This window comes from Nocardia sp. NPDC050408 (assembly GCF_044458905.1).
Taxonomy (GTDB): domain Bacteria; phylum Actinomycetota; class Actinomycetes; order Mycobacteriales; family Mycobacteriaceae; genus Nocardia.
On sequence record NZ_JBITIL010000002.1, the window covers coordinates 539752 to 557322 of the forward strand.

16 protein-coding genes are annotated in these 17571 nt (G+C 65.7%); 7 read left to right on the plus strand and 9 right to left on the minus strand.

The features are described from left to right. Positions 1-39: 39 nt before the first annotated feature. The gene (locus tag ACIBJI_RS07330) at positions 40-885 is read right to left on the minus strand and encodes an NAD(P)H-binding protein (RefSeq protein WP_364351908.1); all 846 of its coding nucleotides are present in this window, start codon (positions 883-885) and stop codon (positions 40-42) included. A gap of 86 nt (positions 886-971) precedes the next feature. On the opposite strand from ACIBJI_RS07330, the gene ACIBJI_RS07335 reads away from it, so the two are divergent. After that, positions 972-1406 (plus strand): MarR family transcriptional regulator, encoded by a 435-nt coding sequence (locus ACIBJI_RS07335; RefSeq protein WP_364351905.1) that lies wholly within the window; start codon positions 972-974, stop codon positions 1404-1406. A 10-nt stretch (positions 1407-1416) separates the two neighbouring features. On the opposite strand, the gene ACIBJI_RS07340 is transcribed toward ACIBJI_RS07335, so the two are convergent. Further along, entirely contained in the window at positions 1417-2331 is a 915-nt protein-coding gene (locus tag ACIBJI_RS07340) for a hydrogen peroxide-inducible genes activator (RefSeq protein WP_364351902.1), read from the minus strand. A gap of 113 nt (positions 2332-2444) precedes the next feature. On the opposite strand from ACIBJI_RS07340, the gene ACIBJI_RS07345 reads away from it, so the two are divergent. From ACIBJI_RS07345 to ACIBJI_RS07360, 4 genes are all read left to right on the plus strand, one after another. Continuing rightward, complete coding sequence (locus tag ACIBJI_RS07345; RefSeq protein ID WP_396954961.1) at positions 2445-3032, plus strand: peroxiredoxin; 588 nt, start codon at positions 2445-2447, stop codon at positions 3030-3032. Positions 3033-3082: 50 nt separating this feature from the next. Beyond that, positions 3083-3622: a carboxymuconolactone decarboxylase family protein gene (locus ACIBJI_RS07350; protein WP_364351898.1), complete on the plus strand. Its 540-nt coding sequence runs from the start codon at positions 3083-3085 to the stop codon at positions 3620-3622. A 135-nt stretch (positions 3623-3757) separates the two neighbouring features. Continuing rightward, positions 3758-7039, plus strand: coding sequence for a DUF4132 domain-containing protein (locus ACIBJI_RS07355; RefSeq protein WP_397083371.1), 3282 nt, complete (start codon positions 3758-3760; stop codon positions 7037-7039). Positions 7040-7156: 117 nt separating this feature from the next. After that, on the plus strand, positions 7157-7858 hold the full coding sequence (locus ACIBJI_RS07360; RefSeq protein WP_396958841.1) for a PhzF family phenazine biosynthesis protein: 702 nt from the start codon (positions 7157-7159) through the stop codon (positions 7856-7858). Between the two features lie 122 nt (positions 7859-7980). Here the strand turns inward: ACIBJI_RS07360 and ACIBJI_RS07365 are convergent, their stop codons facing one another. Continuing rightward, positions 7981-8670, minus strand: coding sequence for a DUF5134 domain-containing protein (locus ACIBJI_RS07365; RefSeq protein ID WP_364351893.1), 690 nt, complete (start codon positions 8668-8670; stop codon positions 7981-7983). A gap of 334 nt (positions 8671-9004) precedes the next feature. After that, positions 9005-10648 carry an acyl-CoA synthetase gene (locus ACIBJI_RS07370; RefSeq protein ID WP_364351890.1) on the minus strand — a complete coding sequence of 548 codons (1644 nt, stop codon included), beginning with the start codon at positions 10646-10648 and terminating at the stop codon, positions 9005-9007. 317 nt (positions 10649-10965) lie between these two features. Here ACIBJI_RS07370 and ACIBJI_RS07375 point away from each other — a divergent pair, with 317 nt between their 5' ends. Further along, positions 10966-11475, plus strand: coding sequence for a GNAT family N-acetyltransferase (locus tag ACIBJI_RS07375; protein ID WP_364351887.1), 510 nt, complete (start codon positions 10966-10968; stop codon positions 11473-11475). 141 nt (positions 11476-11616) lie between these two features. Here ACIBJI_RS07375 and ACIBJI_RS07380 read toward each other — a convergent pair whose 3' ends face one another. From ACIBJI_RS07380 to ACIBJI_RS07390, 3 genes are read right to left on the minus strand one after another with little or no spacing between them, the layout of a single operon-like run. Then, positions 11617-12606 (minus strand): hypothetical protein, encoded by a 990-nt coding sequence (locus ACIBJI_RS07380; RefSeq protein ID WP_397083374.1) that lies wholly within the window; start codon positions 12604-12606, stop codon positions 11617-11619. Further along, positions 12593-13885: a hypothetical protein gene (locus ACIBJI_RS07385; RefSeq protein WP_397083376.1), complete on the minus strand. Its 1293-nt coding sequence runs from the start codon at positions 13883-13885 to the stop codon at positions 12593-12595. Before ACIBJI_RS07385 ends, ACIBJI_RS07380 begins: the two co-directional genes overlap by 14 nt. Further along, entirely contained in the window at positions 13882-14205 is a 324-nt protein-coding gene (locus ACIBJI_RS07390) for a hypothetical protein (RefSeq protein WP_397083378.1), read from the minus strand. The genes ACIBJI_RS07385 and ACIBJI_RS07390 overlap by 4 nt, the downstream gene beginning before the upstream one ends. A 313-nt stretch (positions 14206-14518) precedes the next feature. Between ACIBJI_RS07390 and ACIBJI_RS07395 the strand changes: the two genes are divergently transcribed. After that, on the plus strand, positions 14519-15010 hold the full coding sequence (locus tag ACIBJI_RS07395) for a L,D-transpeptidase (protein WP_364351875.1): 492 nt from the start codon (positions 14519-14521) through the stop codon (positions 15008-15010). An 87-nt stretch (positions 15011-15097) separates the two neighbouring features. Here ACIBJI_RS07395 and ACIBJI_RS07400 read toward each other — a convergent pair whose 3' ends face one another. Together ACIBJI_RS07400 and ACIBJI_RS07405 are read right to left on the minus strand one after the other, a co-directional pair. Continuing rightward, positions 15098-16675, minus strand: coding sequence for an MDR family MFS transporter (locus ACIBJI_RS07400; protein WP_397083380.1), 1578 nt, complete (start codon positions 16673-16675; stop codon positions 15098-15100). Beyond that, a complete protein-coding gene (locus ACIBJI_RS07405) occupies positions 16672-17304 on the minus strand; it encodes a TetR/AcrR family transcriptional regulator (RefSeq protein WP_396958845.1) in 633 nt (210 codons plus the stop codon). Before ACIBJI_RS07405 ends, ACIBJI_RS07400 begins: the two co-directional genes overlap by 4 nt. Positions 17305-17571: the final 267 nt, after the last annotated feature.

The following is a 17571-nucleotide window of genomic DNA, read 5'->3' on the forward strand; positions in this document are numbered from 1 at the left end:
TGTCGTCGATGGTGGGCGGGGTCACCTGGCACGGTGTGCCTACAAGAACGCGTCGACATTGCGCGCACACCAGTCGGCGAACGTACGCGGACTCCTGCCGAGCAGCTCAGGCACTGTGTCGGTGCGAAACCCCACCGTATCGGCGCGCATCAACTCGAACCCCTCGATGATCGCCGCCGCCAGCGCTGGTGGCGCGCCGCCCGGGTAGCGGGATTCCAACGCCTCCTGCGGTGTGGCCGCCTCGTGCACCTCGATGGCGCGGCCGATCGTGCGGGCGATGGTCGCGACTTGTTCTGCGACAGTGTAGGTTTGCGAACCCGTGAGGGTATAGGTCATGCCGTGGTGACCGTCACCGGTGAGGACCTCGGCCGCCACCGCGGCGATATCGGCAGGGTCGATCGGGGCGTAGCGGCCGGGTCCGGTCGGGTCGAGGACCGCGCCGCCGGAGCCGATCGCCGGCGCCCACGCCAGCGCATTCGTCATGAACCCACCGGGCCGCAGCACGGTCACCGGTATGCCGGATTCGGCGGCGACCTGCTCGCGCTCGCGATGCCAACGCCCCATGGCCGGTACCGGATCGCCCATCGCGTTGAACGACGACAACTGCACGATATGCCGCACTCCGGCCGCTCGCGCCGCGTTCACCGCATCGACCGTGTGCTCCAGGCCGATGCCGGGCACCAGCAGGAACAGCGCGTCGGCACCGTCGAATGCGGGCGCGAGTGTCGTCGGATCGTCTAAATCGCCGACGATCAACTCACCCCGGTCCGGATCCGAGACGCGCGCCGGATCGCGCACGAGGACACGGAATTCCGCATCTCTGGCAGCGAGTTCGCCGACGAGTTCACGACCGATATTTCCGGTGCCACCGGTGACCACTATCATCAGATCTCCACATCGTTAGCCGTCTAATGAAGTCGAACGTTAGACGGCTAACGATCCATTCGTCAACAGCCGAGGAGATCCGACAAGTGCCCGAGTTCCTCGACCTACACGGCCGCAGTTCGAAGATGCTGCGCGCACTAGCGGACCGCGAAATGCGCACGCATGGACTACATCTGGGCCAGAATCACGTACTGGCACTGCTGTGGGAGCAGGATGGTCGCACCCCGGGCGAGGTCGCTGCCGCGCTGAACGTCACCACACCGACCGTCGTCAAGATGGCCACCCGTATGACCGCTACGGACCTGCTGGAGCGCCGTCGCGACGACCACGACAACCGCCTCGTCCGCCTCTGGCTCACCGATAAGGGCCGCGCGCTCCAACAGCCGATCGAGGCACAGCGACAAGCGTTGGAGGACAAGGTGACCGCCGACCTCACCCCCACCGAACGCCGTCACCTCATGAGCGCCCTGCGCAAAATCCACGACACCGCGACCGAACTCCTCGGCGAGGCCGCACCCTGATCGCGCGGACTCAGTTCACTCCTGGCCGCTGGGACCGAATGATCTGCGCCAACCGTTCGTAATCGTCCGCGCGCGCCGTCGACGCGCGAAACGCCAGACCGAGCGTGCGCCCCGGCGCGGGTGCGGCGAAATGCGCGATTTCCAGTGTGCCGCGCGCGGTTTCGGCGGCCACCGCCATCTCCGGAATCAATGTCACCCCCAGGCCACCCGCCACGCACTGGACCACGGTCGCCAGCGACGCGGCACGGGTATCGCCGACCGCCCCCGGATGAGCATCGGCGGAGCGGCAGAACTCCAGGGTCTGATCACGCAGGCAATGGCCCTCATCGAGCAGCAGCAGCGGCAGCGCGTCCAGGGTGTCGGGTGCGATATCGGTGCGACCGGCCAGTTCGTGACCGCGCGGGGTCACCAGCACGAATTCTTCGGTGTACAACGGGATCTCGACCAGCCCCGGCGCCTCGGTGGGCAGTGCGAGCAGCGCGACATCAAGGACGCCGGTGCGCAATCCCTCCAGCAGCCGGGCGGTCTGATCCTCGATCACCTGAGGATTCAAGGCGGGCAATACCTTGCGCAATTCGGGCAGCAGATCCGGCAGCACATACGGGGCAACCGTCGGAATGATGCCGATCCGCAGGGTGCCGCCCAGGCTGTCACCGGTCGCCGAGGCGACGAATCGATCGGCCGCCTCGAGTGTCGCCGTAGCCTGCGGAAGCAGCCGCATACCCGCGGCGGTGACGAGCACCCGTCGGGTGCTGCGCTCGATCAGCTGCAGGCCGAGCCCGTGTTCCAATGCGGCAAGAGCCTGCGATAACGTGGGCTGGCTCACACTGAGCCGCGCGGCTGCGGTGCCGAAGTGGCGGTACTCCGCGACGGCCACGAACGCACGCAGCTGCGACAGGGTCGGCTGATAAGTCTGATCAGTCACGCCTATCAGTGTAGTGCGACTGATCACGTTTACCTTTCACCGGCCTTTGGGCAAGATCGTTGTGAGCTTTTCGATCCACTCGCTCTAGCAAACCGACTGACGAGGAGACAAGCATGGCTTTGCTGACCATCGGCGACCAGTTCCCGGCATACAACCTCACCGCGGTGATCGGCGGTGACCTGTCGAAGGTCGACGCTCAGCAGCCTGACGACTACTTCACCCGCATCACCTCCGACGATCACGCCGGCAAGTGGCGCATCGTCTTCTTCTGGCCCAAGGACTTCACCTTCGTGTGCCCGACCGAGATCGCCGCCTTCGGCAAGCTCAACGAGGAGTTCGCCGATCGCGACGCGCAGGTGCTCGGCGCCTCGGTCGACAACGAGTTCGTGCATTTCCAGTGGCGCGCCCAGCACGAGGATCTCAAGACCCTCCCGTTCCCGATGCTGAGCGACCTCAAGCGTGAATTGGCCACCGCCACCGGCGTTCTCAATGTCGACGGCGTCGCCGACCGCGCCACCTTCATCATCGACCCGAACAACGAGATCCAGTTCGTCTCGGTGACCGCCGGTTCGGTCGGCCGCAATGTCGACGAAGTGCTGCGCGTGCTGGACGCGCTGCAATCCGACGAGCTGTGCGCCTGCAACTGGAAGAAGGGCGACCCGACCATCAACGCGGGCGAACTGCTCGCCGCGAGCGTCTGAGCACTATCCGCACCACCTGAAAACCCCCGAACGAGAAGAGGATTCGCCGAATGAGCATTGAGACCCTGAAGAACTCCCTTCCCGAGTACGCAAAGGACCTCAAGCTCAATCTGTCGTCCATCACACGCACCACCGTGCTGAACGAACAGCAACTGTGGGGCACGCTGCTCGCGTCGGCGGCCGCGACCCGGTCTGCGACGACGCTGCGCGAAATCGCCGAGGAAGCCGCGGACAATCTGTCCGCGGAGGCCTACAACGCCGCACTCGGCGCCGCCTCGATCATGGGCATGAACAATGTGTTCTACCGGGGCAAAGCGTTTCTGGAAGGACGCTACGACGATCTGCGTGCCGGTCTGCGGATGAATATCATCGGCAACCCGGGTGTCGACAAGGCCGATTTCGAGCTGTGGTCGTTCGCTGTCTCCTCGATCAACGGCTGCGCGCACTGCCTGGAGGCGCATGAGAAGACACTGCGCGAGGCGGGCGTCTCGCGTGAGGTGATCTTCGAATCGCTGCGTGCGGCCGCGATCGTCGCCGGTGTCGGCCAGGCCGTGCAATCCACGGAGACGCTGGCCACCGCCGCGGTCTGATATTTCGCCGGAAACGCGCAACGGCCCCGTCCGAATAGGACGGGGCCGTTGCGCGTTTCCGCGCCGACCGGCACGTGTCGGAGCGCCTCGCTAGCCTGTCCGCGATACGCACCTCGCGAACAAGGGAGCAGGCCGATGGCTATCCGCACGCCGCCGACCGATGAGGACATCTGGGTGGTACCCGCCGCCTGGTGGTCGAAAACCGATCCGTTCCGCGGCCGGTGGCCCGCGCGCAGGGTCTCGGTGAATGTGGCTGCGGCACAGACGGTCTCCGACAAGCTGGCGCAGTCCACGGATCGGATCCGCGCTATCCTGAGCCATTCCGGCTCGCACAAGGTGCTCGCCGAACGGGGTGCGCGGTATCTGACTGATCGGCAGGCCGACCCACTCGGCGCGGCCGTATGCGCCGCGATCGGCATGGACACGAAGCTGTGGGGTGACAGCGCCCTCGGCCGCTACTACGACGACCACGCGGATCTGGCCGATTATCTGGTCGCCACCCATGGTCTCGGCTGTGCCGTGGCGACCGTGGCCGCACTCAGCGGCATCTGCGCGGAAGCTTCGGATACCTGGGGCGGGCAATCGAATCGCTTGGTGGTTTCACGTCCCTGCGATCCGCCCGCCACCCTGGTCCGCCGATTGCGCACTTTGCTGGCCGCCGCAAGGGAGATGGATTACGCCGACGCCTTGGACCAGGCACGGCAGCTGCGCCGCGAACCGCTCTCGATCCGGTTGCTCACCTCGTACCTGTTCCCCACCGAACAGGACTGGGTCACACACGATCTCGCCGATCCGAAACTCACCGACGGATTCGGATCGATCTTCCTGCTCGCTTCGGTGACCGATTCGGCACACGCGCACCGCATCCTCGATCTGCTCGGCTGGCACTGGCACCTGCTGCGCGACAACAAATCGCTGATCTACAGTGTCGCGGCACATCTCGGCGCCGACGCCGCCTCGGTCCTCACTCGACTATGGGAGGCGGGTCAGGGCAATAGCTCCGCACCGGGACCGGAAACCCTGTCGCGCATCCTCGCCCACCTCCCCGCTGACGAAGCGATGGACTTCCTGGCCGGGCACTCGTGGCGCAACGTGACCGCTGCGGCGCTGCTCGCCTCGACCGAACGGTTTCCGGCACGTGCCATGCGTGTGCTCGGCGCACGGACCGCCCGGCAGGAGAGCGTCGTCGACTTCTGCCAGCATGTCCGCCGCCATCCCGAACTCGCCGTCGCCATGCGATACGAACTACCCGAAGCCGCACAGCAGTTGATCACCGAGAATCGGCCCGCAGAGCAGACGGTCGAAGAGGCTCCCGCCCGACTGGTTCCCGCGATCCTGAGCACACCGCCATGGCAACGACCGCGCCGTAAGCCGGTTGCCGCTATGGCGCTCGAAGTTCCTGCGGGCGTTGCTGTTTCGTGGCGCGCTGGCGAACGGGAGAAATGGCTCGACACCGTCGGCACGCTGTCCGAGGACGAGATACACGAGCGGCTGGAGCGCATTCCGCCGGGCAATGACTTTCTCAATGACTGGACATTGCAGGCACTAACCCAGGTCGACTTCGCGATCGCGGAACCGTATCTGCGCACCAGCACCGTGGGCTGGGGTCTCTGGTCGGCCACTCCACTGCTCGCACTCACCGCCGCACACGGTGCCGCGACGCACGATCTGATCATCGACACTGTCGTACGGCGACCACGCGACCACGCTGCGGCGATCGCCCCCTTCGAAAGTCCGGCCGTCGCCGAACTGGTCGTGGACTGGCTGCGCCTGCGCTCACGCCGCCGCATCGCACTGGACTGGTTGCGCCGCCATCCCGCCTACGCCGCGACCGCGTTCATTCCGGGCGCGATCGGCAAGGCGCGCAAGGCAAGACGCACGCATGCCGCGGCGCTGCGTACCCTGGTCACACTCGGCCACACCGATGCCATCATTGCCGCCGCGGCCGCATACGACGCCACCGCGGCGGTGCGCGAGTTGCTCGATACCGATCCCGCCGAGATCGTGCCCGCGCGGATGCCCGTTCTGCCACAATGGTTGTCGATTTCCGAGCTGCCCGCGATCGGGTTGACCGGCGGCCATGTGCTTCCGCCCGATGCGGTCGCCAATCTCGTTACGTTCATGATGTTGTCCGAACCCGGTGCGCCGCATGCGGCGCTGGCACGAGTTCGCGAAGACTGCGACGCGGCGAGTTCAGCCGCCGCGGCCGGTGCGATCCACAGCCAGTGGAACAGGGCGGGCGCGCCGTCGAAGGACACCTGGGTCTGGGAAGTGTTGGCCGCCTTCGGAAATGATGAGACGGTCGAGGAGCTGCTGCCGAATATCCTCTGGAGCGGGGCCAAGGACAATGCGCTCGACACTCTCGCCGCAATCGGTACCGAGCACGCCTTGTCGGCATTGATCACGTTGAGCGAGAAGGGCCGAAACGCGGCGGTCCGGGATGCGGCGCAGACCCGGGTCACCGATGTCGCGGACGAATTGGGTTTGAGCGAGGATCAACTCGCCGACCGCCTGGTTCCGGATCTCGGACTGCGCCCCGACGGCACGGCACTGCTCGACTTCGGGCCGCGCCAGTTCATGCTTGGCTTCGATGAACAGTTGCGCCCCACCATTACCGGTACCGACGGCACCCGCTACAAGGCGCTGCCCAAGGCTGGAGTTCACGACGACGCATACTGCGCCGCCGATGCGACCGCGACGTATCGCTCGATCCTCAAGTCCGTCAAGAAGTTCGCCGCCGACCAGATCCGACGACTCGAGCGCGCCATGGTCACCGAACGCCGCTTCACCCTCGACGAACTACGCACCCTGTTCATCGCACATCCGGTGCGCATCAACGTGACTCGCCGACTGATCTGGGCGACCTATCGCGACGACCAGGTGCTCGCCTCGTTCCGCATCGCCGAGGACAACTCCTTCACCGACGCCGGCAACGCCACCCTCGAAGTCGCCGAGGACGCCGTTGTCGGTATTGCCCATCCCCTCCACCTCGGCACCGAACTGACCACTGCTTGGGCCGATGTGCTCGCCGACTACGAACTCCTGCAACCATTTTCACAGCTCGGCCGGGAGGTGCACCATCCGGATCCGGAGCTGCTCGCCGGTTCCTCCGTGCCGATTCCGGCAAACGCCACTGTGCCCGTCGGCCGTATCCACGGCCTGACCGACCGCGGCTGGAATCCACCCGAACGCGGCGATGACGGTCGCATCGATACCTTCGACAAACGGCTTCCGGACGACCGGGTTTTCAGCATCGGGATCGATCCGGGCATGGAGCCGTTCGAATCGGTCGCTCCCGTGCACGAGCTCAGATATGCCGCGCTTGCGGGCAACAATGGCTCCACCTTCGCCGACCTCAGCCCTGTCACCATTTCGGAGATCCTGCGTGATCTCGCGTGGCTCCGCGGCCCGCATTGACAGCAGTTCCGAGACAGACATAACGGGCAAATCGGCATGTCGGATGTGGGTTCGTGCCAGGCGGAAAATTCCGCGCCAGCGCATAAACCATCTTCGACGGCCGGTAGGCTCGCGAACATGGGCACACAGGGTGAACCAGAGGCCATCGGTACGCGGGTCGAGGTCGTGCGCGTTTTCACGGACCCGACCGGACGGGGCGGCAACGAACTCGGCATCGCTCGCGCCGCCGATGTCGCCGAGGTCGACCACCAGGCGCTGGCGGCCAAGGCGGGATACAGCGAGACCGTTTTTGTCGAGGACCCCGTGGACGAGATCGCCAAGGTGCGGATCTACACCCCCGCGGTGGAGCTACCCTTCGCCGGGCATCCGTCGGTGGGTACCGCGTGGTGGTTCGCCGAGCGGGGCCAGCCGGTGCGGATTCTGCAGGTGGCGGCGGGTCCGGTCGCGGTCGAACTCACCGACGGCCTCGTCTGGATCAAGGCACGCGGCGAATGGGCTCCGGAATTCGCCTTCCACCAGCTCGATGATCTCGACGCGCTGGCGAATCTGCGCCCCGACGATTTCACCACCGGCTCGCATTACCTCTGGACCTGGACCGACGAGCACCGCGGCGCCCTGCGCTCCCGCATGTTCGCCCCGGCCATGGGCGTCCCCGAGGACGAAGCCACCGGAGCCGCCGCCGTCGCCCTCACCGCCCTGCTGCGCCGCAGCCTGATCATCACCCAGGGCAAGGGCTCACAGATCTTCACCGAATGGGACTCCGACGGTTGGGTCCGACTCGGCGGCCGCGTCGTCGCCGACTCGGTCGTCCACCTCTAGACCGCGAGTATCCGACGATAGATTCGGGCTGCCGACCGGGCATCGACTGGGACACCGCGCGAGCTCTTCGGACTGCGGGTGGGGCGATCTATCCCGGCCTGATCGGACAAAGACGCCGGGGTTTATCCGGAGACCGCGGCGACGAGCATGTAGGCCGTTCCCAGGTCCATGACGATGTGGGGTACAAGTGCCGTTGTCAGTGCACGGCCGATGAAAGAAGCCGACTGCTGCGAGTCGGTTCGGATGCCGATCGGGTGGCCGAGCCAGCGCTGGCAACGACCGGTAGTCGCCGCGACGATCAGGGCGAGCGCATCGGCGGTGAACAGCGCGGCCAGTGTCAGCGCTGGTCCAGGGGATGGCCCGTTGACGTGCATGCCCCCATCGTGTCCCGCGATCGAGTACAGCATAGCGGCCGCGACGGCGATGTGATATCCGATGGCGATGATTCGATCATCGGGCAGCGCGCGAGTCATATTGCGCCACTGCACAATTCGATCTACCAACAAGGCCGCGAATACGATGATGAGCGCGATCAGCACACCGCGCAGCACGACCGGATCCGCTGTCATCGGAAAGACCAGCATCGCAAGCATGACCATGCACATGATCAGATGGGCTGCATCGGACTCGTGACATGCCGCCGCGCCGGGCAAATCTGCTTCGAGGCGAACAGGTTCGGCCCTACCGACGCCATCCCGTGCCGTCAGCCGCCCGAGCACCACCGTGGCCGCGAAAAGAAACGCCACCACCACCGACCACCGCAAGGCGGCATACTCCTGCGCGAACTCCACCACATCCACCTCCCGACCCAATTTCTCCCCTCCATGCTCGCACCCTGACGTCCCATCCGCCGCCCTTTCCCCACCAACACCCCACAGCCGCACCCTTTCTCAGGCGCACACTCCCACAACGGGACGAGCCCGACCAACAGTCGGTAATCCAAAAGGCACTCGATGGAGGCGGTGATCACCTGGAATCCATGGCGGCGAACACGAGAAGCCCTCACCACCAGCTCCACCTGATCTCGATCGCCCACGCTGAAATGGCTTAGCGGCCATCGAATCCGGGGTCAGCAGGCGACTGTGGGACGGAGGCGATCGGTGGCGGCGCGGGCGAAGCGGCGGATGCTCGGCAGCACGTGAATCGTCAGGCCGGGAGCTCTCGCAGGACCCGTTTGAGCACCTTTCCGGTGGGGTTGCGCGGGAGTTCGTCGACGAACAGCACATCGCGCGGGACCTTGAAGCGGGCGAGATGCGTCTTCACGTGCTCGCGCACCTCATCTGCAGTGAGCGAATGCCCTTCGCGGACAACCACTACCACACGCAGGCGCTGACCGTAACGATCGTCCTGCACCCCGAATGCGCTGACCTCCGCCACTGCCGGATGCGCGGCGAGCAATTCCTCCACCTCGCCCGGAAAGACATTCTCACCGCCGGAGACGATCATGTCGTCATCGCGTCCGTCGATGAAAAGTCTGCCGGCACTGTCGAAATGGCCGACATCGCCGGTGGACATCAACCGTCCGATGCGCGCCTTGTCACCACCGCCGGTGTAGCCCTCGAATTGGTAGTTGTTGCCGACGAAGATGCGTCCGGTAGTGCCGGGGGTTACCTCCCGGTCGTTGTCGTCGAAGATCTTCACCGTGGTGCTGGGCACCGGAGAGCCGACACAGCCCGGCTCGACCGCCAGATCAGCTGGCGTGGCAATGGTCGCGTAGGCCACCTCGGTGGACCCGTACACGTTGTACACCACCGGCCCGAATGCCTCGGTCACTCGGATGCACAGGTCCGCACCGAGCTGCGAGCCCGCGACGAAGATAATCCGCAACCGCGAAAGATCACGTCCGGCAAAGGCTTTCGGTCCGGCATCGACGAGACGTCGCAGCATTGCCGGCACCGCGATCATGGCCGTCGCCCCGTGCCGGTCCAGACTGTCCAGCACCGCCTGGGCATCGAAGCGCCGCCGGATCACCAGCGTGGATCCGAAGCCGATGGCGAGGACGGCGTGCGCGAAGCCGAGCGTATGGAACAGCGGCGCAGGGCATTCGGTGATTTCACGGGCGCGGAAGGGCACCTTGCCGAGAATGGCGCCCAGCGGTGCGAGTGAGGTCGGCTCGCTGCCGCGTGGCGCACCTTTCGGGGTGCCGGTGGTCCCGCTGGTAAGCAGGATGATGCGGGCGGGGGTACGCGGCTTGCGCGGTGGTGTGCGCGCCGCGCCCGCGATGAGATTGTCGATGGTGTCGACGCCCGGTTTATCGGCCCAGGCACGGTAGCGGCCACGGCGCGGTGTGAAGTCACCGAGCATACTTGCGTATTCGTCGTCGAAGATCAGCAGATCGGCGCCCTCGCGGGTCACCACCTCGCGCAGTTGCGGTGCCGCGAAATCGGTATTGAGCAGGATGATTCGCGCACCGCATTTCGCGGCGGCGAAGACCGCGTAATGGAAGCCGCGGTGGTTGCGCGCCAGGATCGCCACACCCTCGCCGTCGCGCAGTCCGCGCGCCCGCCAGGCATTCGCGAGCGCGGTGCTGCGCTCATCGAGTTCCCGGAAGCTGACGCGGCCGAGTTCATCGAGGATGGCGGTGCGGTCGCGATAGCGCAGGGCGGCAACGGTTGTCAGCCCGCCGAGCAGTCCGGAGCGCAGCACCGCGGCACCCATGAGGGCGAGTCGATCCGGGCGTTCAGGGGTCGCGAGTCCGGCACGCACGGTCAGGGCGGCGTAATAGGTCTCATCGGCGGCCCGACGCGCCGCAGCCGTGGCCAGCGCCCCGACCTTGTTCGCAAACTTCATGATTCGATCCTGACGCCAATCTCGCATAATCGCTCGTCGACCCGAATCCCTTCGGCCGCAGCCGATTCGGTCACTGCGGCGGTACAGCCCATTGGGCTGGACGCGCTGACGGTCAGGACGGCGCGCTCTGCTCGACCGGCGGTTGCGGCAGACGGCTCGATCAGCGCACTATCCGTGCGCGGTGCGAACTTCTCGAATAACGGCATCGTTGTCCACCTAGGTGAGGGCGAGTGCCCTCACAGTAAAGCGTCATCGGCGGGTTCGTCGAGTACCGACCCAGACAGCAGTGCCCAGCAGCCACGATCCATGATGGACGAATGTCCAGCGATATCGGCGAACATCTTCCGAGCCCGACCGCACCAGCCACCGCGCTGCGGATCGTCCTCGATGATCTGTCCGGTCCCGAGGTCGCTGCCCTGCTCACCCAGCATCTGGCCGAGATGTACGACAACTCGCCCGAAGACAGCGTGCACGCCCTGGATCTGGACGCGCTCCGTGGACCGAACGTCACCTTCTGGAGCGCCTGGGAGGACGACGAACTAGCTGGTTGCGGCGCACTCAAACAACTCGACGTTACCCATGGCGAGATCAAGTCGATGCGCACCGCCACCGATCGCACCGGCCGCGGCATCGCCTCGGCCCTGCTCAACCACCTGATCGCCGAGGCCCGCGCACGCGACTACCAGCGCCTCAGCCTGGAGACCGGAGCCTGCGACTACTTTGCCCCCGCGCAGCGGCTCTACGCCCGCCACGGCTTCGAGATCTGCGCCCCCTTTGCCGACTACGTCGAGGATCCGCACAGCGTCTTCATGACGCGCATCCTCTGACGCCGCACCCCCGGCGAGTGTTATCGGCCTTCGGCGCATGGTTGGTCAATTGATGACGCGCATCCTCTGATGCCGCGCATCAACGGACATCGATGGCCTTCAGCGCGCGGTCATGCGGATAGGTGACGCCTGGAGGATCGGTCACGCCGCGTCGATCGCGGTGATCAGCGTGCGATTGCCCGCCGTTCGCGTCGTGATGATCTGCGTGAAGGTCTGCGGCTGCTCACCCGGCCGCTGCTGGGTCAGCTGGACCTCCCAATGCGCCTCCCCCGCATCGCTGCCCGCGCGAGTGATCTGCACGCAGTAGAGGGTGCCGCTCGGTATCTGGTTGATCCCGCGCTGGATCTGGTCGGCGGCAGGCACATTCGCGTCGTTGGCGACTACGCCGCGCGCGGCGAATCCGGAACGCTGCACATAGTAGGCACGTTCGAATGCGAGGATCGCCGATGGCCCATCGCTGGTGCCGCCGGGATCGGTGCCGGAGATGACATCACCGGTGCGCCGTTGTTCGCAGCCCGGGGTGGCGATCGCCGACGGTTGGTCGCTCGGTGCCGTAGTTGCCTGGGCACGCCCAGCCGTGCCGCCCTGGGCGGCCACCTGGGTCGTCGCTGCGGCCGGTCGCTTGTGTTCGCCCGAACCGCCGAAGACGAACATCAGCACCGAGACGACCGCCAAAACCACACCGAGCACGATCAGCACCACGACGACTCGGTTCCCGCCACCGGTCGGCTGGGTATCGCGACGGCGCGGCGGATGCCGCAGTGCCGGACCGGGATTGCCACCGGACCGATCGATGATCGTGGGCACAACGGAACTGGTCTCGGCCGGTAGCTCGGCCTCGGCTTCTACCGCACGCGTCCGAGGCCGACTGCGATCCGCCTCCGGTGGCGCCGCCGCTGGGTGTCGAGGTTCGAGCCACTCCTGCCAATCCCCGGCCGGGCGGGGGCGGCGCGGCCGCTCGGGCGGATCGAGCGCATCGGCCAGCGGTGTCCGGCGCTGGCCCGAACCGCGGCGTGCGTTCGGGCGGCGGCGCCGCTTCGGGGTCGCAGCGGCGGGCCGGACCATGGGCAGCCCGATGTCGAACGGATTGCCCTGGTTCTGGCTCGAAGAGCCGGAATCAGAGCTCGTCATCGTCGAATTCGCCGATCACCGCAGGCGGGACGGTCGCCAAGACGGTCGGCACGGTGACGCCGAGTTGACCGTCGCGCGGTCGGCGATCCTCATCGGACTGCGACGACGGCGGCATCGCCAGACCACCGGTGGTGCCGGGCTGATTCGTCGGTTCCGGCCCGGACGGGCGCGACGGCGGGGTGTCCGCGGTCGCGGCCGGTGCCTGCGGCGCGGGAGCGGGCGCGGGCTTGGTCGCGGTCGGGCCGTCCAGGCTCGGCGGGATCACCGAGTTGGTTCCGATATTCGGCGCGGGCTTGGACGACTGCCCCGATCCACCACCGAAGTCGATGACATTGGTTGGCTTGCTCGCGCTGTCACCGCCGGTGGGCGAATTCGTGGTGCTGCCAGGATGGATTAGTTCGGGAATCGCCTTATCGATGGCCTTGTCAGCGGACGCGGCCACGGTATCCATGGCATGCGTGCCGACCTCGGCGATCTTGTCGATGAGGTGGGTGCCGATATTGACCCCGGCGTCGATGGCGGCGGTGCCGACCGAAACGCCCGCATTGATCAGATACTGCTGCAACTGGAGTTGGGCCGCCTGCACCGGATCCAGTGGCGTCGTTGTCGTCACGCCCGCGGTGGTCGTGCCGTTCGTGGTACCCGGCACGACCGTCTGCTGGGTAGTGCTGCCGACACCCTGCGGTGTGGTGACCGTGAGCGGTCCCATCGCATCCAGCCGCGCGGTGTGGCCGTCCATTTCCGACTGCGCCGTGCTCACCGCGGTGACCGCATCGCGCAACGCCTGGGTCGCCCGCGCGATCACCGCATCGGTATCCGAGGACGCGCTCGCGGTACTCAAGATCTGCTTGGCGTCGCGGCGGAAGGCCGCGATGATCTGGTCGACCTTCTGTGCGGCCCGGGCGCTGGTGGCATGGGCGTCGCCGAGCACCGACAGATACTCGGGTCCGCGGTCGGTGATGTCACCGATCTGCGTTTGGGTAGTGCGCAATGCCGGAACGGCATCGTCGGCGGCGCGGGAGGTCCAGGTCGATTCGAGGGCGTGCAGGCCCGCACGGTGCGGGCCCTCGGTGTCGGCGGCCTGCGTGGACGCGGCGGACAGCGCGTTGACCACGGACGGGTCCGGAGTCGCGACGCCGCTGCCGAGCGAGGCGCGCAATTGCAGCATCGGCTCGACCAGCGCCGCCACGATCGGCGGATCCACATTCGGATCGACAGGTGTGCTTGCGGGGGTATCGGAGGCGTTGTTCACGGGCCGCCGTCGAAGCAGTCTTCTCATGGCAGCGCCTCTCCTTGCCGGGCGAGAGCGCCCGCGGAATCGACATCGATACCCTGCATGTCCGCGCTGTAATCATGCAGCACCTGCCCGTAGGCGGCGACCAATTGCCCTGCGGTCGAGAGCGCCTGCACGTGTTCGTTCACCTTCTCGGTGAACCGGGCCACGAATCCGGCGCCGACCTGACCGAGATCGGCGACGAGCCGATCGGGATTCACCGCGCCACCCGCGACCGCCGACGCCGAGGCCAGCTGTTGCGACACCGTATTCGCGATCGTGGTGTAGGCGGCCATCGCCGCCGGGTCGAGCTTCAGCGCGTCCACTGTTCCCCCTTAATACGGAAACCAATCTGTCGCGTCACATTTCGACACTCCGAGCGTACTTGGGACCCAGGCAAAGCGCGCGCGGATCCTTTCGTTCCGCTGGAGTCTATGCCGCCGGATCCATCGCTTATGCGACGCCGCTCCGGTTCCACAGACACCGAGGTCGAAAACGAAAATGATCACTTTCACCTCGTGCCGGTTCTATGCTTGTCGCGACGAAGTTGGTCCCATCACCACCCTGGCGATCCACGCCCAGGGTGCCGGCACGGTTGGAGGGGTCAGAAGCGTGAAGAACAGCAGACGTTTTCGAAAGTTGTCGGTCAGATCCGCGGCGCTCATCGGTGCCGTTTCCGCAGGGCTGCTGCTAGCCGGAACGGCCCAGGCCGAACCGTTGTGGCCCGGTGGTCCGGATATCGGTACACCGGCGATCATCCCACCGATTCCGCCGGCTCCCGTTCACGCACCGTGTGGCGAGACCGCGCGTATGTGCATGCGGCTGTCGACGAACGAGGCCTGGCTGATGGACAACGGCAAGGTCACCTACGGTCCGACTCCGATCTCGCACGGTCGGCCCGGATATGAGACGCCGCCCGGCGTCTTCAAGGTCGCCTTCAAGCGGGAAGACTTCTGGAGCACCATGCACAACGCTCCGATGAAGTGGGCGGTCTTCTTCAACGGCGATATCGCCACCCATATCGGGCCCATCGAGGAACAGTCGCACGGCTGCATCCGCATGACCCCAGAGGGCGCCGAAGCGACCTACCGCTATCTCAACCCCGGTGACGTGGTCGAAGTCGTTCGCTGATACCGGATTTGCGTATGCGAAAGCGTCCGGGCGGAATCCGCCCGGACCCTTCGCATATCCCCGCCTGCCTCAGTGTTCGCCGACGAGCTACCGGTCCCCGTCTTCGGCCATGACCGCCTCGCCGCGAGCGACCATGCCAGCCTCATCCGCGAGTTTCATATGGGGAATGAACAGGGCGAGCACGAAGGCGATTACCGCGCCCGGGATCAGGTACCAGAAGCCGGGGACCAACGCGTCCACGTAGGCGCCGACGATGGCGTCGTGTAGCCCGTCCGGTAGATGCTTGACCACCGAGGGCACCAGGGCGCCCGGATCCAGCTTCGCGGCAGCGGCTTCGGGGCCGTGCGAGACGAAGACATCGGTGAGGCCCTCGGTCAAACGGTTGGTGAAGATGGAGCCGAAAATCGCCACGCCCAGTGCGCCGCCCATTTCACGGAAGTAGTTGTTGGCGCTGGTGGCGGTGCCGATTTGGTCGGGGGCCACGGCATTCTGGACGACTAGCACGATGATCTGCATGATCAGACCGAGGCCCGCACCCATGACGAACAGCATGGCGGAGACGACCCACATCGGAGTGTCCGCGCCCAGGCGGGTCAACCAGAGCATGTCCGCGAACATCAGGACCGCGCCGAGGGGCGGATAGAGTTTGTAGCGGCCGGTTTTGGTGATCATCGTCATCGAGGCGATCAACGCGATCATCAGACCGACCATCATCGGAATCAGCAGCAGACCCGAGACCGAAGCCGAAGCGCCCGTTGCCATTTGGAGATAGGTCGGGATGAAGGCGAGGGCAGCGAACATCACCAGACCGACCACGAAGCCGATCGCGGAGGTCAGCACGAAGGTGCGGTTGCGGAACAACCACAGCGGCAGCATCGGCTCCTCAGCGCGCGCCTCCACCAGCACGAAGGCAGCGACCACCACGACGAACGCCGCGATCATGGTGACCATAACCGTTGAGCCCCAAGCATATTGCTTGCCGCCCCAATCGGTGATCAGGATAAGCAGCGTGGTAGCGGCCGACATCAACACCACACCGAGATAGTCGGGCCGGGTCTTGGGCCGGTGGCTGGGGATGCTCAAGTAGCGGAAGGCGATGAACAGTGCGGCAATTCCGATCGGCACATTGATCCAGAAGCACCAGCGCCAGCCGAGATGGTCGGCGAAGAAGCCGCCGAGCAGCGGCCCCGCGACCGAGGTGATGCCGAAGACCGCGCCCATCGGGGCCATATATTTGCCACGATCCTTGGCGGGCACCACATCGGCGATGATGGCCTGCGCCAGAATCATCAGACCACCACCGCCGACGCCCTGCAGGCCGCGGAAGGTGATGAACTCCCAGAAACTCGTCGACGCGGCGGCGCCGATGGAGGCCACTGTGAAGATCGTGATGGCGAACAGGAACGGCCAGCGCCGCCCGAACAGATCGCCGAATTTGCCGTAGATCGGCATCATGATGGTGGTCGCGAGTAGATATGACGTTGCGGTCCAAGCCATATGGGAGATGCCGCCCAGATCGCCGACGATGGTCGGCATCGCGGTGCCGACGATGGTCTGGTCCAGGCTGGCCAGGAACATCCCCGCGATCAGCGCGCCGAAGATGAGCCAGATCCGCTTCTGTGTCAGGACAATCGGCGCCGGTGGCGATTCGGCAGTGATAGTCATCTCTTGCGTCTCTCTTTCTTGCCGTCATGCTGTTCGAACAGCTGCGCGGCCATCGCACAGTGTTCGCTTACTGCCGCCGCCAGCGACACGTTCGGATCTCCGACCGTCGTCATCGCAGCCCGCGTGGTGATGTTCGTCACGAATCCCGCTGCCAGACCGGCGAATTCGGGCGAGACCGCACTGCCGAGCCGAGCCGACAGCAGATCTACGAACACGCTCTGCAAGCGAGCGCCCGAGGCGACGAAGGCCGCGAGCACCCGCGGCTCGGTCTTGACGATCTCGGTAACCAGCGTGATGCCCTCGCGCATCTCGCTTTCGGATTCGAAGCCGTGCATGAACAACCAAGTGAGGTCGTCCATCAGCACACCGCTCGGGCCACCCGCGATGAACTGCTCGCGCAACTCCGGCGTACCGATCTCGCCGACCGGCCCGACTACCGCATCCATTTTCGTCTCGTAGTAGTTGAAGAACGTGCGGGGCGAGACCCCGACCGCTCTGGCGATGTCCTCGACGGTCGTCGCGTCCAGTCCGCGCTCGACCGCAAGCCGTCGCGCGGCAAGACAGAGATCGAGCTCGGTCTGGCGTTTCTTCTGCTCCCGCAACCCGATCGGGCGCTCGTCCTTGGACATGTCCGACAAAGTAGCACAAACTGCAATTTTTCAGAAACTGCAAGTTTGAGCGCATACGACTAGCAGCCGAGAGACCCCGGCCCGGACAGCTCCGAGCGCGAACAATCCGCTGTCCATTCGGAAGCGAATCGCCGGCTTCGCGCAACCCGAGCGAGCCTCGTCCCGCGAATTAGCCCGATGTGCGAATCTCCTTGGCAGGAAGGACAATTAGCGCACACTACGAGCCGAGTTAACTCCGATATAACTCAAGATTAATCGACTTGATAC